The following is a 24,050-nucleotide window of genomic DNA, read 5'->3' as shown; positions in this document are numbered from 1 at the left end:
TGCTGCCTAAGAAGACCGACACATAACAGCGTATTAGCAAGACCATGCCGACTAACTCCCGGCTTGCTAACGCCGCAATTGAACGACCGATCACCATGAAAAACCCCGGTATTTCATTCACATAGACCCTCAAGCATCTCGGCCCCAGGAATTAGCAAGCCCAAACCATTACGCCCCCCAATATTCCCGTCGCCAAAATCCCCAACAGGTTCAGGGCGTTACACACCTTTGAACCCCAATTCAGCCCAAGGCCGCTGAAAAGACACGCTAACACTTATACCACGCACACCTGAGTAACCAAAACACGCCGTGCGCCAAGTCTTTCCACCACTCTTTGGCGCGTCAGACCCAGGGCACGTTTCACGCGTACGTATTCGCCTATACCACTCGGCAGAGCATTCATCTTTCGTCTCGTTCAAGCTATCCTGCCGCTCAAAATTAAGGAGATAACATCATGCAGGTAAGCAAGCTACTGTGGGTCGCCGGTCTCGGCGTGCTACTCGCCACCAATGCGCAGGCACATTCGGCAGCGGATATTGGCGGAGGTTTCGTCAGCGGCCTGCTGCACCCGGTGCTGGGTTGGGACCACGTGGCGGCGATGGTGGCGGTAGGCCTGTGGGGGGCATTTCTCGGCAGCCCTGCCCTGTGGCTGTTGCCGGTGGTGTTTCCCCTGGTGATGGCCGTTGGTGGCGCGCTGGGCCTCGCCGGTGTGGCCCTTCCCGGGGTGGAAATCGGTATTGCCGCATCGGCTCTGGTGCTGGGCGCCATGATTCTGCTGGCCGCGCGTCCACCACTGTGGATTGCGGGTGTGCTGGTTGCCTGTTTCGCCATTTTCCATGGCCACGCCCACGGCACGGAGTTGCCACAAGCAGCCAGCCCGCTGGCCTATAGCCTGGGCTTCGTGATTGCCACGGGGCTGTTGCACCTGTCCGGTATCAGCTTTGGCCTGCTGGTGCGCTGGCCCATTGGGCGCATGGTAGTGAGAGCGGCGGGCGCGCTTATCGCTATCGCCGGTGTTATGTTCCTCGGCCAGGCCATTTGAACACTGGCAACCGGCGCCGCCTGTTCACGGGCGGTGCACTGCTGTGCACAGCGGTGCCCGCCTGGTCGCACGCGCCCATGCAGGGCATTGGAGAGTTCTACGGTGGCATTCTGCACCCGCTCGTGGTGCCGGCGCATGTGCTTGCCCTGGTGATGTTGGGCCTGCTGGCGGGGCAACGGGGCATGGCGGCCGTGCGCAGAACCTACCTGGGCTTCCTGCCGGCATTGGTAGCGGGCCTGGCGCTCTCCGGTACGCGTTTTGGTGGCGGCCAGGAGCCGCTGTTGCTGTTGTTTTCGGCGCTGGCGGGTTTGCTGGCAGTCGTGCAATGGCGCTGGCCCATCGGGGTGTTTCTTCCTGCCGGGGCTGCGGTGGCGCTGCTGCTGGGGCTGGACTCCGCGCCCGAAGGGTTGGCTCTGGGGCCCTATGTTGCCACGCTCACCGGTACGGCACTGGGCGCATTCGCCTGCCTGCTGCTGGTGGCGGACTTGAGCGAGCGCGCCTCAAAGGGCTGGCAGCGCATTGGGCTGCGGGTGCTGGGTTCCTGGGGCGCGGCCAGCGCAACGCTGGTGTACGCGATGCGCTGGCTGGTGCCTTGAGGCCTCAGGCCTCGTTGTAGCCGCTAATGGCCTTGGCGGCCTGGTAGGCAAAGGTCATGGCCGGACCGAGGGTTGAGCCGGGGCCTGGGTAGCAGGGCAAGGTGGGCGCACTGCAATTGCCAATGGCATACAGGCCGGGGATCACCGAGCCGTCTTCACGCAATACCTGGGCATCCGCGTTGCACACCATGCCGCCCTGGGTGCCGAAATCGCCGGGGTCGACTTTCATGGCGTAGTACGGCGGCTTGTCGATAGCTGCCAGGCAGGGGTTGGGGGTGACGCGCGGGTCGCCGTAGTAGCGGTCGTAGGCGGAATCGCCACGCTGGCAGTCGGGGTCGACACCGGTTACCGCGTATTGGTTCATCTTGGCTACCGTGGCCGACAGGCCATCGGGGTTCACGTTGATCTTGCGGGCAAGCTCGGGGATGGTATCCGCCTTGGCAAAGAAACCCTCGGTCTCGTAGCGCTTCGGCAATGCCCAGTCGGGCCGGAAGGTGCTGTTGTACAGCGGGCCGACAAAATAGCTGGCGCGGAAGTTGGCATCGAATATCTGCCAGCTGGGGTTACAGGGGTTCTCCTCGCTGTGCTTGGCGAAGGTTTCCTGCTGGAACGCCATATAGTTTTGCGATTCGTTGCTGAAACGCTCACCCGCCGGGTTCACCACAATCGACCCGGGGTAGGACTTTTCCATGATGCTTAGGCGCGGGATGGTTTCACCGGGCACCGAGATGGTGTTGCACCACCAGGCCTCGTCCAGCCGGTGCATTTTGGCACCCAGGCGCTGGCCTTCCACAATCGCGTCACCCGTGTTGTCGAGGGTACCCGCACTCCAGGTGTGGTCCGTGGGTTGCGGCAGGTACTGCTCGCGCATGGCCTGGTTGTGCTCGAAACCGCCGGCGGCGAGAATGACCGCCTTGCGCGCCTGAATGCGCAGGGTTTCACCGTTGCGCGTGACCTCGATGCCGGTGACCACACCGTCTTCATCGATCACACGGCGCATGGGGGTATTCAGCCAGAGCGGAATGTCCCGGTCCTGCATGGAAGCGCGCAGGCGCGCCACGCCGGCACAGCCGGTGGCCAGGCGCCGGTGGTATTTGTCCTTCAGGCGCCAGGGAATATCCGCCACATAGGCGGCAACCAGTTTCACGGCGGTTTTCCACCAACCGGGCTGCTGGCCAATCAGCAGCGCCGCCTCCACCTGGGTAAAGCCGATGAGGCCACCGAGATGCATCATCGGGTGAGTGCGCCGCAAACGACGCCATTCCTCACCAAGCTCGCTGGCCGGAAAGGTTTCCGGCTCCATGGAGCGGTGCCCCACCATGGCCCCTTCAAGATTGGTGTAATAGTCGGGGTAATGCTCCAACGTCACGTAGCGCACCCGGGTGCGCTCGTGCAGGAAGTCCACCATCTTGGGGCCGTTCTCGAGGAAGGCGTCCAACTGGTAATCGGGCACTTCCTCTTCCGTGATCAACTGGCGCAGGTAGGTGCGCGCTTTCTCTACGGAATCCTCGGCGCCGGCTTCGCGTGCATAGCGATTGCCGGGAATCCACACCCCGCCACCGGAAATGGAGCTGGTGCCGCCATAGAGGTCGGACTTCTCCACCACCAGCACGTCGCGCGTGCCCATTTCGTAGCTGCACAGGGCCGCGGTGAGACCACCGTTGCCAGACCCCACCACAACCACATCAAAACTGTAATCCCACTGCTGCGCGCTCATGCCATACCTCATACCAAAGCAACGCACATGGTAGCCCACTGGGGGCCGTTTCCGCAGCAACCGTGGGCGTAACACAGGGCAGGTTCAAGAAATTGTCCGTCGCGGGCACCAACGGCGACCGAATTGGCACCAGCACGCGCTTGCCAGACAGGGGCAAGGCCCTATAGCATGGCATGAACCCCTGCAAACAAGAGAGCGCACCATGAGCAAATCCGTTCTGAAGCCTGTCGCTGCACTGGCATCGGTTGCCGTCCTGGCCTTGTCCCCCCTCGCGTTTTCGCACCTCGACGAAAACGAATTCCACCAGTCCTATCGACAGTCCTATTTTGCGCTGCTGGGCGCGAACTTCGGCCCCATTGGTGCCATGGTGAAAGGCGAAATGCCCTGGAACCAGGAGCAGCTGCAAGGGTTCACAGACGACATGAACGCCGTTGCCTCCCTGAACGTGCTGCGCGGTTTTCCCGAGGGCTCTGACAAGGGCACTACCCGCGCCCAACCGGAAATTTGGGAAAACCCGGATGATTTCGCGCAGAAGCACGACGATATGACGAGCGCTGTGAAGGAACTGGCGAGCGTTGTAGAAGGGGGTGACCGTGCCGCCATTGCGCAGCAAGTCGGCGCTGTTGGGCAAACCTGCAAGGCCTGCCACGACGAGTACAAGTCGAAAGATTACCTGTACTGAGCGCGCTGAGTGCCGGAGCCGCATCAGCGGCTTCTGTTAGCGTGACGCCGCTACCACATCCGCGGTGGCGGTGGCGCCTGTTGTAGCACCCACCAGAAAAGCCCACTGACACCAGCAACCAACAACACAGCCCGCCATAGGGCCACCGCAGGCTCCTGCCCTTCGCGGCCATCAGCGCGCCCCAGCCACATGGCTTGCAGTAACTTTTCTCCCAACCGCCACTGGTGCCAGGCAACTGCTAGCAGGTGTAGGGCGACCATCGCCATCAATCCGTTGAACGCCCACTCGTGTACCACGCCGAGAAAATCACGAGTGTCGCTGTCGACCGCGTAATACAGCGGGCCGTTGAACAGAATCCGGTCGCTGTTGAACAAACCGCTCACCGCCTGGGCGAGAAGCAGCGTGAGCAATACCAGCACCGACCAACCGCCGAGCGGGTTGTGCCCCGCGCCCGCGGGCTCACGGCCACGCAGATAACCCAGCACCGTGCGGGGGCCACGCAGGAAGTCACTGAAGCGGGAATGACGGCTGCCTATCAGCCCCCAGCCCAGGCGAAAAAGCACCAACACCAACACGGTATAGCCAACCCACTCGTGACGCTCCATCTGGCCTTCTTCGGCGGTCCACCACGCCAGTGGCAGCAAGACCACCAGTGACCAATGGAATACACGTGTGGGCCAGTCCCAGAGCGGAAAGCCGGCGCGATCAGCGTTTCCAGGTGTTCGGTTCAAGGTGATTCAGGCCCGATCAGGCAGGGAAACTCGGCGTCTACCCCTTCATACACATAGCGCCAGCGCTTGTCTTCCAGTACCGCACGATGCCGGGCACCATCACGGTTGCCGTCACCGCTCTCATAGCCGGCATCGCCGCGGAACATGACGAACACTTCGCCATTGCCGTGGCAGAAGCGGGGGAACACCGCCTGCGGAGGCCGCGAACGCTCCACACGCAGTAACTCTTCAACACTGGCATAGCGCGCGATATCACACAGCGTGATGTACGTGGGCGGCAGCACACCGAGTTCACCGGCATCGTGCTCACGTACCGCCTGCGCCACCGGCAGCCAGCGTGAGGCGTGAATCTCGCTGCCGTCTATCGTCACCTGCGCGTGTGCTGCCACCGGGGCCGCGTAGATCCAGGTGGAAAACCGCTTGGGCTCAACAACTGGCGTGGTCCAATGGCTGATCAGCACCATAGCGTCCGGCGCTGGCTTCAGACCCGATTCTTCCTCCGCTTCACGGGCCGCCGCAATGCGGGTAGCGCGCTCTTCATCACCGCCCGCCTGCTCCCAGTCGCTCGCTTCCAGGGCGCCGCCAGGGAACACCCAGTAGCCTCCTGCGAACAGCAATGCCTTGTTGCGCTTGAGCAGCAAGGTTTCCAGACCCTCAGGCCCGTCGCGCAGCAAGACCACGGTGCTCGCCGGTCGTGCAGGTACAACTTTGAGGTCGCCATCGCTGGACTCTGGCGCTTTGCGCTGCGCCAGCGGCTCTTCTTTCGGCTGCATGGCCCTTACTGCTGGCCGATGAACGACAGGTCGTAACCCAGGCTGCGAGCCCGTTGCAGTGCAACCGGCAGATCCTCTGCTGATCGCGTCGCGAGCCACAGGTTGATGGAGCGCGTGCCACTGCGACAAAACGCCAGCACAGGCCCCTCGGCATTGTCGAACGCCGCTGCCAGGCCGGGCAAGTCGGGGCCGGGGAAGTTCATGCCGGTTACCGGGTAGTACACGTACTGCAGGCCGTTCTCTGCCGCCGCTGCAGCAAATTCTGCGGACGTGGGCTGACCCGGCGCCTCGCCGTCTGGGCGATTGTTGATGAGTACCTTGAAGCCGGCAGCCGCGATCGCCGGCACATCGGCGATCCCCACTTGCTCGGAGACGGCAACGCGGGATGTCACCTCAACGATCTTCATAGCCTGATCCTCCTGTTAAACGGCATCCGGCCCGGCGCGCACACGGTCGAAGCTGTCACGCAACAGATCGGCCCAGCGTTTCAGGATGCGATTGAATTCTGCGCGATTGGTTACACTGCTGGTCCACTGCAGCATGCCCTGGTCGATACCGCGCCGGCGGTCGACAACCCGAGCCTGCACCTCTCCGGTCACACCGTCCACCAGCTCCAGCACCAGCGTCATCTCGCCAGCGGAGGTGGTATAACTGCGGACGCGGGCCGAGGATTGCACATCCGGGGCATTGATATCCAGGTTCACAATGGCCGGCTGCAGGATCAGGGTGTCCTCACCCTCCCGGGGCGCCTCCACCAGTGAGTAGGCGGGTGGTTTGAGCAACGCTGCGCGAAACTCTTCATCACAGGCCGTGGCCATATCGCCGCGAATGCGGTCTGCATCATCCTGACGCAGGCGGGTGGTCACACTGCGGCTGTCACGGTTCTGGTCGCGCAGCCAGTTCTTGCGAAACGCCACCTCGCAATCGGCTATCTGCAGGTGCTGGTAGTGCGCAAGGTCTGCACCGGGGCGCACGTAGACATCAGCAAAACGGTGCCCGTCGGCACGGACCAGTCCGTCGTCGGTGACTTCAGGAGTGGTTGCGCAGCCTGCCAATACCGCCGCTGCCAGCGTGATTACGCTTATTGTTAGTCGCGACATGGGACTCTCCATTCGGAAACATGTAACCGCTCCACTATAGGCAATCTGCGGGCGCTATACCACCGTTACAGCGCTCAAATCAGCAGCCCCGACAGCCCGTCCCAGAGCAACTTCACGCCCAGCACCACCAGGAAAAAACTGATGACCCGGTAGTAGAATCCTGTGGGCGAACGTTTGACCAGCGCATGCCCGACCCACACACCCAGCGGCGCCAGCGGTACCAGAATCAGTGAGTACAGCAGGTTCGCGGCGGTGAACTGGCCCAGCCAGTAGTACGGCATCAGCTTGACGACGTTGACCACCGCGAAGAACAGGCCCGCCGTGCCGGCAAACAACAACGGTGGCAGGCGCTTGGGCAACAGGTACATGGTCAGTGGCGGCCCACCCGCATGGATGCTGAAACTGGTAAAGCCAGCCAGTGTGCCAAAGACGGCGGCGGGCCCTGCGCGATGCTGGCCACTGGCGCGCCCGGCAAAGCCGAGCAATTGCTGCAGGCCAAACAGCATGGATATCAGGCCCACCAGTATGCGCATGTAGTTGTCGTCCATCGCACCTGCGGTGAGATAGCCCAAGGCAATGCCGACCAGAGCGCCCGGCAGCAACAGCCGCAGTGCGCGACGATCAAAGTGGCCCCAGTAAGTGCGTACCACAAACGCGTCCATCACCACCAGAATCGGCAGCAGGATGCCCGCCGCCTGGGTGGGCGACATGACCAGCGCCATGAGTGGCACAGCGAGTATCGCCACGGCGCCACCAAAGCCGCCCTTGGCGATGCCGTAGAGCAGTACCGCGGGCACACTGACGAGGTAGAACGCGGGGTCGGAGAGCACAGTGCCAGCTCAGGCCAACAGGCCGAACTCGGCGCCCAGAATATCGAGGATCTCGCGGCGCGGGTCGTCACTGCGTGGCAGCGGTCGGCCGGTGATTTTTTCCGCCAGGCCGGTATAGGTCGCCGCAACCTGCTGCAGCACCGATGCCGGCAGCAAGGTATCGCGCGCCAGCGCGAGGCGCTCGGGCATGCGGTCTTTGTTGAGGAGGATGTCCGGGTCGGGGAAGTGACTGAGCAGTAACTGGCGAAACCCCTCCTTCGAGTTCTCCACCACCCGCCCATCGCGCCAGGCGGGGGCGTCCCAGATACGCGAAGAGTCCGGCGTGCCGACTTCGTCCATGTAGATCATCTGTTGCTCGCCGTCGGCGTTGGTCACGTAGCCGAACTCGAACTTGGTGTCCACGAATACCTCGTCGAGTGACGCGAGTTCACGACTGATCACCTCGAACCCGGCGCGTAGGAGCGACTCATAATGCCCTACGTCAGCGGCTGAACGAAAACCAAACGCGCTGAAATTATCGACCAGGTCGGTGCGCGTAATATTGACGTCGTCCTGTTCGGGTACGCCGGGAATACCGCGCAGAATACCCTTGGTGGACGGGGTAATGAGCAGGTCCGGCAACTGCTGATCGCGCGTGAGCCCCTCCGGCAGGCGCAGGCCGCAGAATACACGCTCACCTTTACTGTAGGCGCGCCACATGGAACCGGTGATGTACTGCCGGGCGATGGCTTCAATCATCACCGGCCGCGCTTTCTGTACAATCCATACCAGCGGATGCGGTGTTTCGAGGATGTGGCTGGGCGCCAGCCCGTGCTCGCGGAAGCGCTGAAACCAGTGGTTGGAAATAGCGTTGAGCGCTGCGCCCTTGCCCGGCACACCGGCAAGACCTTCTTCGGCCTCCCAAAGGCATTCGAAAGCGGAAATGCGGTCACTGATGACCATCACGGCGAGCGGTGTTCCCGCCGCCACCGGGTAATCGCGTTCGCGGATGAGTCGCTCACTGTCGCTCGCGGTGAGCCAGTAAACCGAGCGCACCTTGCCCGAGTGGACCGGGGCCCCCACACGCAATGGAAGGTCGTTGTTCACCGCCAACACAGTGTGGGCAAGGCTCATGACAGATTCCCGAGTTGTGCTCCTGCAGGAGCAATCAATTGATGTGCGCGCGCGACAGGCCGCACGGAACAAGGCGCGATTCTAGCAGAGCAGGCCGGGACCCTGCACCCAGGGCCGCCTGTCCCTGAGCCGGCGGTTCCGCTACACTGTTCGACGATTCATTCTCTGCTCTGAGCTCATGAAACAGTATCGCACCTTCCTTTTGCTGCTGTCCGCAATGACAGCAGCGCCCGCAGCGCTGGCCGAAAATTGTGTCTCTATCAGCGATGACCAGGCTCGCCTGGCCTGCTATGACACCGCCGCTGGGCGCAGTGCTCCGGGCCTGCCCGATACCGAGGAGTCCTCCCGCGGCTGGGGCGCGGGTACCAGTGAGCCAGGATTGGAGGAAGAGGCCGTCGAACCCGTCAATCTGGCGGAAGAAGAACTGTTGTTCGGCAAGCGCATCGCCGAGGAAGCAGAAATCACCGGCAACGCCTGGGTGATCACCCCTCACCACCGCAACTACCTGCTGCCACTAACCTACAGTGACACCTTGAACCGCGACGCCTGGGCCTTGCAACAGCCCGACGAGCCCATGGATCGGCTGGAGGCCAAGTTCCAGCTGAGCCTGAAAACCATAGCCTGGGAGAACATTCTCGGGCGCAACAACCACTTGTGGGTGGCTTACACGCAGCGCAACTGGTGGCAACTCTACAACGAGTCTTCACCTTTTCGCGAGACCAACTACCAGCCCGAGGTAACGCTGTCCTTCGCCAATAACTGGCGCTTTTGGGGCTTCACCAACACCCTGTGGGACGTGGGTTTCGTGCACGAGTCCAATGGTCAGGGGGGTGACCTGTCACGCAGCTGGAACCGCATTGTGGCCGGTGCCGCCTTTGAACGCCGCCGCATGACCCTGAATGTGCGCGGCTGGTACCGCATTCCGGAGAGCGGCAGCAGTGACGATAATCCAGATATCGAAGACTATATGGGTTACGGCGACCTCACCGGTATCTGGAAGTGGGAGCAGCATGAGTTTGCCGTACAGCTGCGCAACAACCTGCAGTCGGAGAATCGCGGCTCGGTACAGCTGGAATGGACTTTTCCGGTCAATCGACGCTTCAAGGGCTATGTTCAATACTTCAACGGCTACGGCGAGAGCCTGATTGATTACGACCTTCACCAGAGCCGTATCGGCATCGGCGTATCCATGACCGATTTGCTATAATCCCGCCGCGTTGTTGCACCGCCCGTGGTTCACTCTGCCGGCCCTGTGGGGACGACATTCGGGGCCGCGGCGCGTACACTGCCCCGCATCTGTCACCACAACTCAAACCGCGACTATGACCACACCCAATACCCCCTACGCCATCCTCGGTGACGCCGGCATCCGGCGCCTGTGCGAGGACTTCTATCGCATCATGGATACCCGTGCCGAGGTCGCCGAATTGCGCGCCATGCACGCGGATGACCTCGGCCCCGTGACCGAGCGGTTAACAGACTACCTCACAGGCTGGATGGGCGGCCCGCCCCGGTATGCGGAAAAGCACGGTGGCGTGTGTTTGACCGAGCCCCATGCGCCTTTCCACATCGGCCCGAAAATGACCGAGCAGTGGCTGTGGTGCATGGAGCAGGCGTTGCAGGAAGGCGGCGCCAGCGACACCGTGAAGGACATGCTGCGTGTGCCTCTGCAGCGTATTGCACAGGCAGTGCAGAATCGCGACAACGACGACTCACCGCGCAACAACCCGAACATTATTGCCGCAGGATAAGTTATGCACGCTAGCAAGACACTGACAAGCACCCTCCTCGTCGCCCTCTTCACCTCTGCTGCCAGTAGCGAACCGGTTATGGAGCAGGTGATTGTCAGCGCCAAACGTATCAGCGAGGACGCCAGCCGTCTGCCCTTGTCCTGGTCTATCGTGGACGACGAGGCGCTGACGCTCATCGGCCACACCCACCCCAACGAAATCATGCAGCAGGTGCCCGGCGCCTGGATAAGCCGCGGCAACGGCCAGGAGAGCCTTACCGCCCTGCGTTCGCCGGTGCTGACCGGCGCGGGGGGCTGTGGTTCATTTTTCGTGGCGGCGGATGGCATCAGCCTGCGCGCACCCGGTTTCTGCAACGTCAACCAGCTGTTCGATGCCAATCTGGAGCAAGCCGGCCGCATTGAAGTTATCAAGGGCCCCGCGGGTGCCAGTTACGGCTCCAACGCCTTGCACGGCGTGATCAATGTTCTCAGCGCCGCCCCCAACCCGGCAGCGGGGCAGCAGATCGCCCTGGAAACCGGCCCCGACGACTATTACCGGGCGAAACTGAGCCTTAATCACGGGGCTGGCCGCCACGCGTTCAGCCTCAGAGGCAATGTGGCCACTGATGGTGGCTACCAGGATGACTCCGGCTACGATCAGGAAAAGCTCACGTTGCGGCACGACTACGCAGGCGACATCTGGAGTTTTCGGACCGTGTTGGATGGCGCCAACCTCAATCAGGAAACCGCCGGGTTCATTCAGGGGTTTGAGGCCTACAAGGATGACGACCTGCGCCGCAGCAATCCCAACCCGGAAGCCTACCGGGATGCCTGGTCGCTGCGCCTCTACAGTGAGGCCACCCGCGACCTCGGGGACGCCATGCAGCTGAGCATCACCCCGTATCTGCGCCGCAACCGCATGGAGTTCCTGCAGCATTTCCTGCCCTGGCAGCCGGTGGAAACCAATGCCCATGAATCCCTCGGCCTGAGAACCGCGCTGCACGTTGAACAGGGTGCGCTCAGCTGGGTGGGCGGCGTAGACCTCGAAATGACCGAAGGTTCGCTGCAGGAAGTGCAGGCGCAGCCGTTCAGCCCGAATCAACCGGAGGGCACGCATTACGATTACACCGTGGATGCCAGCGTTGGGGCGGCCTGGGCACAGGCAAACTACGCCTTGTCCGACCGCTGGACACTGGATGGCGGCCTGCGCGTGGAGTACACCCACTACGACTATGACAACCGTGGACCAGATGGCTCGGTGTGCGCGCCCGAGGCCACGGCTTGCCGTTTCTTCCGCGTAGCAGACCGTAGCGACAGCTTCACTGACTGGTCGGTGAATGCCGGCGCGAGCTTCCTGCTGCGTCCGGGCCACAGCGTTTACCTGCGGGTGGCCAACGGCTTCCGTGCCCCGGATACCAGTGAGCTGTACCGCCTGCAGTCCGGGCAATCGGTTGCCGACCTGGATTCCGAAGTGATGGACAATATCGAGCTGGGGCTGCGCGGCAACAACGGTGCCGGCTTTGGCTACGACCTGTCGCTGTATCACATGAACAAGGACGAGGTGATTTTCCAGGATGCCGACCGCCGCAACGTGAGCGGTGCACGTACTGAGCATACCGGACTGGAGCTGAGCCTGGACTACCGCAGCAGCAACGCCTGGTACGCCGCACTCGATGCCAGCGCCGCACGCCACCGCTACGCCAATAACGCTCTGCCACTGGGTGTGAACGCATCCATCGACGGCAACGATATCGATACCGCGCCACGCCTGTTCGGCAGCGCCCGGGTCGGCTGGGAATTCGCGCCCCGGCACGGCAGCGCGCCGGTCGCCGAACTGGAATGGGTTTACATGGACGAGTATTACCTGGAGCCGGAAAACCAGTTCAAGTACGAGGGCCACTCGCTCCTGAACCTGCGCATGAGCGCCTCGTTGACACGTCAACTGGGCGCCACACTGCGCGTGACCAACCTGCTTGACGAAGACTATGCTGAACGCGCCGATGTCGGCTTTGGCAACTACCGCTACTTTGTTGGCCGGCCACGCGGCGTCTTCCTGGAACTGCGCTACGGCTGGGACGCCAGCTAGCGCGACCGAGGGGCCTGGCCACACATCTCGCGTGCGGCCGGCACCACAGCAAACTGCTCAGCGCATGGCGCCAATGCCCACCGCCTCGCGCACCTGTGCGAGCAACGGCACGCTGTAGGCCCGGGCGCGCTCGGCGCCACGCTGCAACACCGCCTCGATGTGCCCGGGATCATTGAGTAGCGCTTCATAGCGCTCGCGCGCCGGCGCCAGCGTGTCGTTCACCAGCTCAAACAGTTGCCGCTTGGCCTCCCCCCAGGCAATGCCTGCCTCGAAATCCGCTCGCATGCGCGCGGTATCCTCGGCGGAAGCAAAGGCAGACCAGATCTGGAACACGGTTGAGTCATCGGGGTCCTTCGGCTCACCCGGCTCAAGCAGGTTGGTCTTGATCTTGTTGATCGCCTTGCGCAGCTGTTTTTCCGGCAGGAACAGGGGAATGGTATTGTGATAGCTCTTGCTCATCTTGCGTCCATCCAGGCCCTGCAGTACCGCAACGTGGTCTTCAATCACGGCTTCCGGCAAGGTGAATAAGGGCGCGAAGTTGTGGTTGAAGCGCTGTGCGATATCCCGCGCCATCTCCACGTGCTGGATCTGGTCACGCCCTACCGGCACGCGATGGGCACCGAACATGAGAATATCCGCAGCCATCAACACAGGATAGCTGAACAGCCCCATGGTCACGCCGAAATCGGGGTCCTCCCCCGCCTCCTCGTTGGCCTGAGTTGCCGCCTTGTAGGCGTGCGCACGGTTCATCAGGCCCTTGGCGGCATTACAGCAGAGGATCCAGGTGAGCTCGGTAATTTCCGGAATATCTGACTGGCGATAGAAAACCGCCCGCTCGGTATCCAGGCCCAGGGCCAGCCAAGTCGCGGCAATTTCCTTGCTGGACTGGCGCACCTGTGCCGGATCCTGGCACTTGATCAGCGCGTGGTAATCCGCGAGGAACAGGAAGGACTCTATCGCCGGGTCGTTTGACGCCGCAATGGCCGGACGAATGGCACCCACAAAGTTGCCCAGGTGCGGCGTACCGGTAGTGGTAATGCCGGTGAGAACGCGTTGTGTAGTCATGAGTTTCCTATCAATGGCCCGGGTTGATTATAGAAGCGCCGCAGCACACGGGAAAGGTTCGCGGCGTCATCACGCCCCGCCAGCTCCCTAATCGAGTGCATGGCAAAAGTCGGTACGCCGATGTCGAGGGTACGAACGCCGGTGCCACCGGCAGTAATCGGGCCGATGGTGCTGCCACACCCCATATCCGAACGCACCACAAAGCTCTGGACTGGCACATCTTCCTCCCTGGCCAGCAAACGGAACAGGCCGGCAGTCTCGGCGTTGGTGGCGTAACGCTGGTTCGCGTTGATCTTGATCACCGGCCCCGCGTTCAGCAGCGGTCCGTGGTTGTCATCGTGCCGGTCAGCGTAATTCGGGTGAATACCGTGGGCGTTGTCTGCCGAAATCATCACCGACTGTGCAACCAGCCTGGCCAGCGCGGTTTCGTCTGGCACCATACGCCGCAGGGTAGAAAGCAACATCGGGCCCTGAGCGCCGGAGGTGGACAGGCTGCCGACTTCCTCATGATCATTGCACACCAGCAGGCAGCTCTGCCTGCCATCCGCGGCGAGCAACGACTGCAGCCCGGTGAAGCAGCTCAACAGGTTGTCCAAACGGGCCGAGGCGACGAACTCACTGTGCAGGCCAACCAGCGCCGGAGGCTGTGTATCGTAAAATGAGAGCTCATAGTCCAGCACCTCCGCTACACCGCAGTCGGGATGTTCCTCCAGCAGGCGTTCGCGCAACAGCTCGCGGAAAGACGGTAACGCCGCATCTGCCTGCAGTGACAGCACCGGGAGAATGTCTGTTTGCGGGTTGATACTGCGCGACTGATTGGCCTCGCGGTCCAGGTGAATGGCGAGGCTGGGAATCACCGCCAGCGGCCGGCGAAAATCGACGGTGGCCGTGCGCAGGACTCCACCGCCATCCGCAAAACTCACACGCCCGGCGAGCGACAGGTCGCGATCAAACCAGGGGTTGAGCAAGGCGCCGCCGTAAACCTCCACGCCCAGCTGGAAATAGCCGGCGCGCCGCTTTTCCGGTGTGGGTTTCACCATCAGGCAGGGGCTGTCGGTGTGCGCCCCGACCATGCGTACCCCCGCCTCCGGTGGACACTCGGTACCGACGGTAAACGCGATCAATGAACTGTCATTGCGCGTCAAGTAGTAACGCCCGCCCGCCTGCAGCGGCCAGGCTTGCTCTGCCTGCAACGGGGTAAAGCCCGCAGCCTGCAGGCGAGTGGCCAATACCTCGACCGCATGGAAGGGCGTGGTCGCAGCGGCCAGAAAAGCCAGCAACTCGCGGTTGAATTCATCGACGTGCATAGTCAAAGCGCTCCCAGAAACAGCGTTAACGCAGCCACAGCGTATACAGCACCGCGGCCAATACGATGCGGTAGTAGACAAAGGGCATAAGGCCGACCCTCTCCAACAGGCGCAGGAACAAACCAATACAGGCGTAGGCGGTCACCGCGGCCAGCAAGGCGGCCGCAGCCATCAACGCCCAGTCGACTGCTGCGCCCTCCTCGACCAGCTGTATGCCTTTGAGGAGGCCGGCACCGGCGATCACGGGTATCGACAGCAGGAAGGCAAACCGCGCCGCCGTGGCACGGTTCAGGCCCAGCAACAGTCCCGCTGTCAGCGTGACGCCCGAGCGCGACACCCCGGGTACCGGGGCCAGAGCCTGTGCCAGGCCTATAATCAGGGCAATGCCAAGAGTGAGCGTGGCGAAAGACGACGCCAGCCGCGCATGACGATCAGCCAATCCCAGCAGCAATCCGAACAGCAGCGTTGTCGTGGCAATCACGGGCAAGCTGCGCAGCTGCGATTCGATGAAGTCATCGGCGAGGAAGCCCACTACACACACCGGCACTGTGGCCACCGCGAGATAAAACACCAGCTGCGTGTCCGCATTGTTGCCGCGCCCCCGCAACAGGCCGAGGCAACTCCCCGTCATTGCCAGCAGATCGCGCCGATAATACGTCACGACCGCCAGCAGTGTGCCCACGTGCACGGCAACATCAAAAGTGAGCCCCTCATCCTGCCAACCCAGCACCAGCGAAGGTATAACCAAGTGTGCAGAACTGGAGATCGGCAAGAACTCCGTGAGGCCCTGCAGAAAGGCGAGGAACATCGCCTGCAGGATATCCATCAGCTTTGGGGCCCCTGTTCGGCAAGCTTCTTCCAGCGAATTTCATCGCGCACATACACCGGGCAAATGGCCTCCGCCTGTTGCCACGCACCCGCCGTAAACGCCGCTTCGGCGAGCGGCAGGATATCCTCAGCGCTGGGTAGCAACGTGTCATACACCGCGCTGAAACGCGCCTGACAGGCGCCCGTCATGTCCGTGTGATAGCGCATGCCGCCACCCAGCGCCACAACCTGCTCGGCACCTGGAATAACCAGTGCTTCGGGCCGACAGGCCGCTTCGCTTGATACGGCATGCGGACGCCCATCCACAACCTGATACAGCGCCCAGTACAATTCGCCGATGTGTGCATCCAGTGTACTCAGCACACAACTCCCCTCGCCGGCCAGGCCGAGGCGAATAGCGGACTGCACCTGCGCAGCAAGCGTAGACACCGGCAACGCGGGTAACTGTGCGGCGAAGCAGATACCCTGCGCCGCACTGGCGGCAATGCGCAGGCCAGTGAAAGAACCCGGCCCACAGCCATAAGCAACCGCATCCAGACCATCGGGGCCGCCGGGCATAAGCTCGCGCAGCATGCCCAGCAGCAACTGGTTGTGCCGCCGCGGTGCGTGCTCTTGCAACACCCGCACCGTACCGGTGGTCAACAGGGCCACGGAGCAGGCATCGGTAGAGGTATCAATCGCGAGAATACTTGTCATAGGGTCCGCTACAGGAGACAGTGACGACAACAGGCTGCATTGCAAAAACCGCTGCCGCCGACCTTAATTATCTCACAGCAAGTGGATAGCCTGAACCTGGGAGGGCAGGAAACCGGTGAATAATGTAGAGCAGAGCGGGCGCATAGCCGGGCTGATACTCGCCGGCGGCAGCGGGCAGCGCATGAGCGGGCGTGACAAAGGCCTCTTGCCCTGGCGCGGGCAGCCATTGATCGCACAGGTCGCCGCCAGGCTGCGGCCCCAGGTCAACACCCTTTACATCAGCTGTAATCGCAACAGTACGGCGTATGCCGGGTATGCCGATCAGGTTTTCAGGGATGTCCCCGGCTACGATGGTCCGCTCGCCGGCCTGTATTCACTGCCTGCCGTTGCTGCACCTCTGCTACTGCTGACGCCCTGTGATACGCCGCTGGTACCACGGGACCTCGCCACAACCCTCCTGCAGGCACTAGAGGCGACCCCGCACGCGGACATTGCATACGCCACCACCGAGGGCAGCCCTCATTACCTCCACGCCCTGTTGCGCCACCGCGCTCTGGCAACACTGGAGACGTATCTCGCTGCTGGCGGGCGCTCGGTGAAGGGCTGGTACGCGCGCCAGCACGTGGTCACCGCCGAATTCAACGCGGCGTGTTTCCTCAACTGCAATACCCCCGACAGCGTTGACTGACTGACGACATATTGCAGGCAGAAAAAAACCCGCGCCGGGCATCCGGGGCGGGTTATCGCTGACCTGCGCTAATCAGGCGGGCGCTTTGGCTCGCGCCTTACGCTTGGTTGCAGTCGCTCGCTTGGGTGCAGCCGCTTTTTTCGGTGCGCTTTTCTTCGGCGCAGTTTTCTTTGCGGGCGCTCTCTTCGCTGCAGCCTTGGGTTTTTTCGCCTGGGTGCCGGCTTTGCCAGCGGCAGCGGCTTTGGGCTTGGCTGTCGATTTTTTGGCTACCGGCTTCTTCGCTGCCGACTTCTTCCCTGCGGATTTGGCGGGCGCCTTTTTTGCCGTTCGTTTACCGGCGCGAGACAGCGCCGAATCAACGCCTGAGGCAACTGACTTCTGCCCGCTACGCGCCCGGCCAAATACAGACTTGGCCGCTGCTTCGGCCTTTTTCTCTGCGGCGCGCAACTTTGCCAGCACTTTTTTCTCCACGGCTGAAAGCTTTTCGGCGTCAGCCTTGGCGCGCTCTTTACTCCACTGCCGTGCGTGCCGCGCCAGTGCGCGCGCCTTGTCGACTTCTGCCTTGGCGGCGAGCTCAGCCTTCTTGGCCAGAATGCGTTCTTCAGCAGCCATGCGGTGGCCCGCCAGCTGCGCTTCCGCAATCACTTCTTTCACCCGCTGGCGCATGGCGTCCAACTTGCCACGAGCACTGTCGAGGCGTTTGTTCACACGCTCAACCGCTTTGGTCGCAGATTTTTTCGCACGTGCATCCGCATCGCTGCGCGCCTTTTTGAGCTGGGCACGCGCATCTGCCAACGCCTTTTTTTCCGACTCTACAGTTGCCTGCAGTTTCGCCAGCGCATCGCGCGCGCGCTTTTCTGCTGCGGCAGATGCTGATGCTTTTTTTGAGGTGGCAGCCACTTTCTTGCGCGGCGCCTTTTTGGCCGGTGCCTTACGTGCGCCGGATTTTGCTTTCGCCTTGCCTTTGGCCGTTGCCATACGCGATATCCCCAACTTTTGTGATCCCAGAGTTGCAGGCAAAATAGCAATATTCACGAGGGCTTACAACAGTGCATTTGTAACGCGACGCGCACGCAACGTGTCGCACGTCGTCGTTACACGGGGAGGAAACTCGGTCTGAGAAGGCTCGCGCTTTCAGCGCAGCATTGCAACCGGCCTGACTAGCGACCCAAAGCCGCAAATACTTTGCGGCGGATATCTTCGACGCTGCCAATGCCCTCGACGCGATGACAAGCGGGAGCCTGCGGACCAGACATGGACTGGTAGAACTGCACCAGCGGACGGGTCTGCTCTTGATACACCTGCAAACGCTTGCGAATGGTCGCTTCCTTGTCGTCGTCGCGCTGCACCAGCGGCTCACCGCTTTCGTCATCCACGCCTGCTTTCTTCGGTGGATTGTGCAGCACGTGATACACACGACCGGACGCCGGGTGAACGCGGCGACCACTCAGACGTGCAACGATTTCCTCGTCTTCTACTGCAATTTCTACGACATGGTCAATATCAACGCCGGCGTCGACCATGGCTTCTGCCTGCGGAATTGTGCGTGGAAAGCCATCGAACAGAAATCCGTTGACGCAATCCGCCTGCTTGATGCGTTCCTTCACCAGGCCAATGATGATGTCGTCGGACACCAGGCCGCCGGAGTCCATGACTTCCTTGGCCGCCAAGCCCAGCTCGGTTTGGGCTTTCACTGCAGCTCGCAGCATATCCCCGGTGGAAATTTGGGGGATACCCCAGGTTTCAGTGATGAACTGGGCCTGGGTGCCTTTACCGGCGCCGGGGGCGCCAAGAAGTATCAATCGCATTCAGATGCATCCTCGAGGTTGTCTTGCAGCTCTAACCCGTGCCGCTGCGCAGCGAAGCAATATGGCCGTACGAATAAGGGCGGTAACCATACACAGGGGCGGGTTATTGCACAAGCCCCGGACGGGCGCCCCCGGGGGGGCGCGTGCCGAACTCAGGTGCGCGCTTTGGCCGCTACCCAGAGTGCTTCAAGCTCTTCGCTGGTCAGGGCAGCGAGCCCACGCCCATCCGCCTCGGCTAACGCGGCCTCCATAACGCGGAAGCGCCGCTCGAATTTCGCCGACGCGGCACGCAACGTGGCTTCTGCATCGAGGCCCAACCGCCGCGCAAGGTTCACACAGGTAAACAACAGGTCGCCCATTTCATCCGCCACAGCTGCCGCATCGCCCGCCGCCATGGCGTCCTGCAACTCGCCCCGTTCTTCGTCGAGTTTATCCAGCACTGCAGCCGCGTCAGGCCAGTCGAAGCCGACCAGAGCTGCCCGCTTTTGCAGTTTCTGCGCACGCGGCAGTGCGGGCAACGCTACAGGCACGTCGTCCATGATGCCCCGCTGCGCGCGAGCGGCTCGTTCCTCGCGCTTGATCGCCTCCCAGCTGCGCTTTACCTCGGCAACATCATGTCGGGCATCCACGCGCCCCTCTATCTCGCCTGAGGCAAATACATGCGGATGGCGGCGCAGCAATTTGTCCACCAGGGTATGCACAATTTCGTCGAACGAAAATAGTCCCTGCTCCCGCCCCAACTGCGCATAAAACACCACCTGGAAAAGCACGTCGCCCAGCTCTTCGGCAACGTGGGGATAATCACCGTGCTCTATCGCGGAGGCGAGCTCGTAACACTCTTCGAGGGTGGAGGGCACGATACTGCGAAAGTCCTGCTGCAGATCCCAGGGGCAACCGCTTTCCGGGTCACGCAGGCGCTGCATCACACGCAGCAGGTCGGCAAGGGTGTAGGGTGTGGTCGACATGGCTTTACTCACTCCGATACCCGAGCAACGGACACCACGTTGCTCAGGCGGCTGATTCGTTCCAGCAGTTTTGACAGAGCGCCAAGATCCGGCACTTCCACGGTGAGACGCATGGTCGCGGTATGTTTTTTCTTGTTGGTCTGGGTGGCGATAGCGAGCACATTGATACGCGCGTTGGCGAAGAGATTTGTGATATCGCGCAACAGCCCCTGTCGGTCATAGGCCTCAATGGCGACATCCACTTCGTAGTTTTCGCGCGGCGACTCGCCCCATGCCACTTCAATTACCCGCTCAGGCGCGCTGTGCTGCAAGTCCAGCAGCCGTGCGCAGTCACTGCGGTGGATGCTCACACCGCGTACCCGCGTGATGAAGCCGGTAATCGCATCGCCCGGCAGAGGTTTACAGCAGCCAGCCATGTGGGTCAGCAGGTTGCCCACGCCCTGCACGCGAATCTGATCGCGCGACAGCGGGTCATTGCCCGGACGCGCCACCTGCAGTTGAGGTTCGGCGCGTTTCTCCACCAGCGACTGTGCAGCGTTCAGAACCGTGGAATACGCAAGGTCACCCGCGCCCACGGCAGCATACATGTCGTCGACCGTCGGCATGTGAACCTTGTCCGCCACGCGGCGGTAGTCGACGCTGGTCAATGCGAGGCGACGGAACTCTCTCTCCAGCAAGTGCCTGCCGGCATCCACGTTATCTTCACGCGCTTGCGCCTTGAACCATTGCTGCACTTTGGCTCGCGCGCGGGAGGTGCGCAGATACCCCAATCCCGACTGCAGCCAGTCACGCCTGGGGACGCCCTGGCGACTGGTGAGAATCTCCACGCGCTCGCCTGTTTGCAGCGTGTAGGTAAGCGGTACGATGGCTCCGTTCACTTTGGCGCCGCGACAGCGGTGGCCGATTTCGGTGTGTACGTGATAGGCAAAATCCAGCGGCGTCGCGCCATAGGTGAGATTCACCACATCCCCATTGGGAGTAAACACGTAGACCCGGTCCTGCGCGAGGTCCGAGCTGAACTGCTCGACGACATCACTGCTGTCGCCGATCACGTCGTTCACGTCCAGCACTTGACGCAGCCAGGCAATCTTTTCTTCGTAGCTGCTCGCCAGGTTCGAAGGCACATCCGACTTCTTGTAACGCCAGTGCGCGCATACGCCCAACTCGGATTCTTCATGCATCTGGGTGGTGCGAATCTGCACCTCGAGTATCTTGCCTTCGGGCCCGATCACCGCAGTGTGCAGTGAGCGGTAGCCGTTCTCCTTGGGGTTGGCGATGTAATCGTCAAACTCGTTCGGGATGTTGCGCCACAGCCCGTGCACCAGGCCCAGCGTTGCGTAGCAATCCCTGATTTCCGGCACCAGAATACGCACCGCGCGAATATCGTACACCTGCGAGAAACCAATACCCTTGCGTTGCATTTTGCGCCAGATACTGTAGATGTGCTTCGCGCGGCCACTGATGTTGAACTGCAGCCCCGCCTCCCCCAGCACACGGGTCAGCTCTTCGGCAACACGGGCGATATAACGGTCGCGCTCCAGGCGTTTGCCGTCCAGCAGGCGGGCGATCTTGCGGTAGGCATCGCCGTAGATGTAGCGGAAGGAGAGGTCCTCCAACTCCCACTTGAGATGGCCAATGCCGAGCCGATGCGCCAGCGGTGCGTAGACATCAAACACCTCACGCGCAATGGACCAGCGCCGCTCCTCGTCATTCTTCACAGCCCGGATAGCACAGGTGCGCTCGGCAAGCTTGATCAAGGCCACGCGAAAATCGTCGACCAGCGCTACCAGCATCTTGCGAATGTTGTCTTTCTGGCCGTGCTGCTGGCCCAGCACAGGCGAATCGATCTGGGTTTGCAGATCGCTGATGGCGGCCATGCGCAGAACACCGCTGAGCAGGTGGCTGACGCCCCCGCCAAAACCATGCTCCACCTCATCCAGTGTCAGCCGCTCCTCGCGCACGGCGCGGTAGAGAACACCGGCCACCAGGCAATCGGTACCTACATGCAGCTCCGCCAGAATCAGTGCGATATCCAGTCCCGCCGCAAAGCAATCGGGATCGTGCGCCCAGTCAGGCAGATCGCGCCCAGGGCGGCCACGGGCGGCCCGGACCAGACGACAGGCCTCCAGCAGACGATGTTCATCGTCCTCGCGATGCAGGGTAGGCAGCTGTGCCAACCAGCGCTCAAGGTCGATCTCACCCGTCGAGGTGATATGCGATTGCTCCCGGACTCGAACCATGGTGCGGGGTGCCTCAGGAGGTGGCGAAAACGCCTGTGGAAAGGTAGCGATCACCGCGGTCACATACAATGGCGACAATGACGGCATTGCTCACTTCAGCGGAGATTTTCAGGGCCGCGGCGATGGCGCCGCCAGAAGAAACACCGCAGAAAATACCCTCTTTCCGCGCCATCAGGCGCATGTGGTGTTCGGATTCCTGCTGTGAGATATCCAGCACACGGTCCACGCGGGCGGCATCGAAAATGGCCGGCAGATAAGCCTGCGGCCAGCGCCGGATGCCAGGAATGCTGGAGCCCTCCACTGGTTGCAGTCCAATAATCTGGATATCGGGGTTTTGAGCCTTGAGAAAGGCCGACACCCCCATGATGGTACCGGTAGTACCCATGGACGCGATAAAGTGGGTAATGGTTCCACTGGTCTGGCGCCATATTTCCGGGCCCGTGCCGCGATAGTGCGCCAGCGGGTTGTCGGGGTTACCGAACTGGTTGAGCACGTGCCCCTTGCCTTCAGCTTCCATGGCCATGGCAAGATCGCGTGCCCCCTCCATGCCCTCCGCCTGGCTGACTTCCACCAGTTCGGCACCGTAAGCGGACATGGCCTGCTTGCGCTCACTGCTCATGTGCGCGGGCATAATCAATACCAGACGGTAGCCGCGAATCGCCGCCGCCATGGCCAGGGCGATACCCGTGTTACCACTGGTCGCCTCTATCAGCGTATCCCCGGGGCGTATATCACCGCGCGCTTCGGCCTCGGCAATCATGCTGAGTGCCGGGCGGTCTTTTACCGAGCCGGCGGGGTTGTTCCCCTCCAGCTTGGCCAGCAGGGTATTGGACGTAGCGCCGGGCAGACGCTGCAACTTCACCAGCGGCGTATTGCCGATGCATTCTTCGATCGTGGGATATTCGGACATGACTCACCGTAACCCGAGGGGCTGCCCAGTATAACGATGTCTACTGCAGGGCGGCAAACGCCACCACGTAGGCCTGCTCATCGGCAAGTGACAGCAGCACCGTGGTGCCGCCGCGGCGCCGGACCACTTCGGCAGCACCGCCAGAGAGTACGACCCGTGGCGCGCCGAACGCGTCGTGCTGCACTTCGATATCCTGCCAGCTCACGCCCCGACCGATGCCGGTGCCCAGCGCCTTGGCGACGGCTTCCTTGGCCGCAAACCGCTTCGCCAGCAGACGCACGCCCTGTTGACTCGCCACATACTCCGCCCGCTCAGCCGGCGTAAGAATACGCTGCACAAAACGTTCGCCCAGGCGTTCCACCACCGCGGTAATGCGTTCGATTTCCAGGATATCAGTGCCCAGGGCGATCATTGCTGGCGGCCCGCGTTGCGAAACTGGCGGAACAGCTCCCGGCTATGCAGCGGCCGCTCACCCAGATGGCTGGCCAATGCGTGCCGCAACAGCCGCTTTGCCGCCGCGCCATATTCGCCGTCATAGTGGCCTGCGGCGATACTCAGTAAATCACCTCCCGCAAAGCGCGCGCCCGGCGCCACGGCCGCAGTGTCACAAGCGACCAGGCCGAATTCAGCCTGATACTGATACCATCCGCCGTGCACTACCGGCAAACCACTGTGGCCATCGTGCGCGGGGTCGAAGCCATAGCCCAGTGCATCCAGCAGACCGAACTCGAAACGCCGCAGGTCGGCATCCACCACCGGTTTGGTGGCGAGACATTCAAGCGTAGCACCGTAAAGGGCAAACAGTGGTTGTTGTGGATCGTGGCGTTGCAGCAATCGGACGAGTAATTCGTTGAGGTAGAGACCGCTGAACAGGCGTTCGGCGCGCAGTGCCGGCACAGCACCGGCGGCCTCTACCGCCAGCAGCGGCTTCTGGTCGGCGCGCCCGGCGAAGCTGACCAACAGCGGCCTGAAGGGCTGCAGCAGGGCGGCCTGCGAGCCGCCACGGCTGCGACGCTGTGCGCCGCGGCCAATCAGCGACACCCGTCCGTGCTCCGCGGTGAACATGTCCAGCAGCAGGCTGCTGTCGCGGTAAGGGCGGCTGTGCAGGAGATAGGCTGGCTGGAGTGAGACACGCATGACGCCA

25 protein-coding genes are annotated in these 24,050 nt (G+C 62.1%); 7 read left to right on the top strand and 18 right to left on the bottom strand.

The window, feature by feature from the left end:
* Positions 1–454 precede the first annotated feature (454 nt).
* Both EGJ68_RS08255 and EGJ68_RS08250 read left to right on the top strand, forming a co-directional pair.
* Positions 455–1,042 carry a HupE/UreJ family protein gene (locus tag EGJ68_RS08255; RefSeq protein ID WP_123033947.1) on the top strand — a complete coding sequence of 196 codons (588 nt, stop codon included), beginning with the start codon at positions 455–457 and terminating at the stop codon, positions 1,040–1,042.
* Positions 1,039–1,638 (top strand): HupE/UreJ family protein, encoded by a 600-nt coding sequence (locus EGJ68_RS08250; RefSeq protein WP_123033946.1) that lies wholly within the window; start codon positions 1,039–1,041, stop codon positions 1,636–1,638. The genes EGJ68_RS08255 and EGJ68_RS08250 overlap by 4 nt, the downstream gene beginning before the upstream one ends.
* A 4-nt stretch (positions 1,639–1,642) precedes the next feature.
* On the opposite strand, the gene EGJ68_RS08245 is transcribed toward EGJ68_RS08250, so the two are convergent.
* Complete coding sequence (locus EGJ68_RS08245; RefSeq protein ID WP_123033945.1) at positions 1,643–3,355, bottom strand: FAD-dependent oxidoreductase; 1,713 nt, start codon at positions 3,353–3,355, stop codon at positions 1,643–1,645.
* A 202-nt stretch (positions 3,356–3,557) separates the two neighbouring features.
* On the opposite strand from EGJ68_RS08245, the gene EGJ68_RS08240 reads away from it, so the two are divergent.
* Positions 3,558–4,037, top strand: a complete 480-nt coding sequence (locus tag EGJ68_RS08240) for a c-type cytochrome (protein WP_123033944.1) — start codon at positions 3,558–3,560, stop codon at positions 4,035–4,037.
* Positions 4,038–4,087: 50 nt separating this feature from the next.
* Here the strand turns inward: EGJ68_RS08240 and EGJ68_RS08235 are convergent, their stop codons facing one another.
* From EGJ68_RS08235 to EGJ68_RS08210, 6 genes are all read right to left on the bottom strand, one after another.
* On the bottom strand, positions 4,088–4,768 hold the full coding sequence (locus EGJ68_RS08235; protein ID WP_123033943.1) for a cytochrome b/b6 domain-containing protein: 681 nt from the start codon (positions 4,766–4,768) through the stop codon (positions 4,088–4,090).
* Entirely contained in the window at positions 4,765–5,541 is a 777-nt protein-coding gene (locus tag EGJ68_RS08230; RefSeq protein ID WP_123033942.1) for an NUDIX hydrolase, read from the bottom strand. Before EGJ68_RS08230 ends, EGJ68_RS08235 begins: the two co-directional genes overlap by 4 nt.
* Before the next feature lie 5 nt (positions 5,542–5,546).
* Positions 5,547–5,948, bottom strand: a complete 402-nt coding sequence (locus EGJ68_RS08225; RefSeq protein WP_123033941.1) for a TIGR01244 family sulfur transferase — start codon at positions 5,946–5,948, stop codon at positions 5,547–5,549.
* A 15-nt stretch (positions 5,949–5,963) separates the two neighbouring features.
* Positions 5,964–6,641, bottom strand: coding sequence for a DUF3313 family protein (locus EGJ68_RS08220; protein ID WP_158283565.1), 678 nt, complete (start codon positions 6,639–6,641; stop codon positions 5,964–5,966).
* Positions 6,642–6,715: 74 nt separating this feature from the next.
* Positions 6,716–7,471, bottom strand: coding sequence for a sulfite exporter TauE/SafE family protein (locus EGJ68_RS08215; protein WP_123033939.1), 756 nt, complete (start codon positions 7,469–7,471; stop codon positions 6,716–6,718).
* A gap of 9 nt (positions 7,472–7,480) precedes the next feature.
* Positions 7,481–8,584, bottom strand: coding sequence for a phosphoribosylaminoimidazolesuccinocarboxamide synthase (locus tag EGJ68_RS08210; protein ID WP_123033938.1), 1,104 nt, complete (start codon positions 8,582–8,584; stop codon positions 7,481–7,483).
* Positions 8,585–8,762: 178 nt separating this feature from the next.
* On the opposite strand from EGJ68_RS08210, the gene EGJ68_RS08205 reads away from it, so the two are divergent.
* The 3 genes from EGJ68_RS08205 to EGJ68_RS08195 all read left to right on the top strand — a co-directional run bounded on the left by EGJ68_RS08205 (position 8,763) and on the right by EGJ68_RS08195 (position 12,399).
* Positions 8,763–9,791, top strand: a complete 1,029-nt coding sequence (locus tag EGJ68_RS08205) for a phospholipase A (protein ID WP_123033937.1) — start codon at positions 8,763–8,765, stop codon at positions 9,789–9,791.
* 115 nt (positions 9,792–9,906) lie between these two features.
* Complete coding sequence (locus EGJ68_RS08200; RefSeq protein WP_035525847.1) at positions 9,907–10,335, top strand: group II truncated hemoglobin; 429 nt, start codon at positions 9,907–9,909, stop codon at positions 10,333–10,335.
* Positions 10,336–10,338: 3 nt separating this feature from the next.
* On the top strand, positions 10,339–12,399 hold the full coding sequence (locus EGJ68_RS08195) for a TonB-dependent receptor (RefSeq protein WP_123033936.1): 2,061 nt from the start codon (positions 10,339–10,341) through the stop codon (positions 12,397–12,399).
* A 57-nt stretch (positions 12,400–12,456) separates the two neighbouring features.
* Here EGJ68_RS08195 and trpS read toward each other — a convergent pair whose 3' ends face one another.
* The 4 genes from trpS to tsaB are packed head-to-tail and all read right to left on the bottom strand — an operon-like array spanning position 12,457 to position 16,295.
* Complete coding sequence (trpS, locus tag EGJ68_RS08190) at positions 12,457–13,464, bottom strand: tryptophan--tRNA ligase (protein WP_123033935.1); 1,008 nt, start codon at positions 13,462–13,464, stop codon at positions 12,457–12,459.
* A complete protein-coding gene (locus EGJ68_RS08185; protein WP_123033934.1) occupies positions 13,461–14,771 on the bottom strand; it encodes a M18 family aminopeptidase in 1,311 nt (436 codons plus the stop codon). The genes trpS and EGJ68_RS08185 overlap by 4 nt, the downstream gene beginning before the upstream one ends.
* Positions 14,772–14,796: 25 nt before the next feature.
* Entirely contained in the window at positions 14,797–15,597 is an 801-nt protein-coding gene (locus EGJ68_RS08180; protein WP_123033933.1) for an undecaprenyl-diphosphate phosphatase, read from the bottom strand.
* A complete protein-coding gene (gene tsaB / locus EGJ68_RS08175) occupies positions 15,597–16,295 on the bottom strand; it encodes a tRNA (adenosine(37)-N6)-threonylcarbamoyltransferase complex dimerization subunit type 1 TsaB (RefSeq protein ID WP_123033932.1) in 699 nt (232 codons plus the stop codon). Before tsaB ends, EGJ68_RS08180 begins: the two co-directional genes overlap by 1 nt.
* Positions 16,296–16,410: 115 nt before the next feature.
* On the opposite strand from tsaB, the gene mobA reads away from it, so the two are divergent.
* Positions 16,411–16,983: a molybdenum cofactor guanylyltransferase MobA gene (mobA, locus tag EGJ68_RS08170; RefSeq protein ID WP_123033931.1), complete on the top strand. Its 573-nt coding sequence runs from the start codon at positions 16,411–16,413 to the stop codon at positions 16,981–16,983.
* A 72-nt stretch (positions 16,984–17,055) separates the two neighbouring features.
* Here the strand turns inward: mobA and EGJ68_RS08165 are convergent, their stop codons facing one another.
* The 7 genes from EGJ68_RS08165 to recO all read right to left on the bottom strand — a co-directional run bounded on the left by EGJ68_RS08165 (position 17,056) and on the right by recO (position 24,043).
* Positions 17,056–17,961, bottom strand: coding sequence for a hypothetical protein (locus EGJ68_RS08165; protein ID WP_123033930.1), 906 nt, complete (start codon positions 17,959–17,961; stop codon positions 17,056–17,058).
* Between the two features lie 182 nt (positions 17,962–18,143).
* Entirely contained in the window at positions 18,144–18,791 is a 648-nt protein-coding gene (gene adk / locus EGJ68_RS08160; protein WP_123033929.1) for an adenylate kinase, read from the bottom strand.
* Between the two features lie 152 nt (positions 18,792–18,943).
* Complete coding sequence (gene mazG / locus EGJ68_RS08155) at positions 18,944–19,756, bottom strand: nucleoside triphosphate pyrophosphohydrolase (protein ID WP_123033928.1); 813 nt, start codon at positions 19,754–19,756, stop codon at positions 18,944–18,946.
* 8 nt (positions 19,757–19,764) lie between these two features.
* Positions 19,765–21,996 carry a GTP diphosphokinase gene (gene relA / locus EGJ68_RS08150; RefSeq protein WP_123033927.1) on the bottom strand — a complete coding sequence of 744 codons (2,232 nt, stop codon included), beginning with the start codon at positions 21,994–21,996 and terminating at the stop codon, positions 19,765–19,767.
* A 13-nt stretch (positions 21,997–22,009) separates the two neighbouring features.
* The gene (gene cysM, locus EGJ68_RS08145) at positions 22,010–22,906 is read right to left on the bottom strand and encodes a cysteine synthase CysM (RefSeq protein ID WP_123033926.1); all 897 of its coding nucleotides are present in this window, start codon (positions 22,904–22,906) and stop codon (positions 22,010–22,012) included.
* Positions 22,907–22,946: 40 nt separating this feature from the next.
* Entirely contained in the window at positions 22,947–23,318 is a 372-nt protein-coding gene (gene acpS / locus EGJ68_RS08140) for a holo-ACP synthase (RefSeq protein WP_123033925.1), read from the bottom strand.
* On the bottom strand, positions 23,315–24,043 hold the full coding sequence (gene recO / locus EGJ68_RS08135) for a DNA repair protein RecO (protein ID WP_123033924.1): 729 nt from the start codon (positions 24,041–24,043) through the stop codon (positions 23,315–23,317). The genes acpS and recO overlap by 4 nt, the downstream gene beginning before the upstream one ends.
* Positions 24,044–24,050: the final 7 nt, after the last annotated feature.

The organism is Haliea alexandrii (assembly GCF_003719295.1).
In the GTDB taxonomy this organism is placed as follows: domain Bacteria; phylum Pseudomonadota; class Gammaproteobacteria; order Pseudomonadales; family Halieaceae; genus Haliea; species Haliea alexandrii.
The sequence above is the reverse complement of the archived record's forward strand: the minus strand, read 5'-3'. Positions and strand labels throughout refer to the sequence as shown.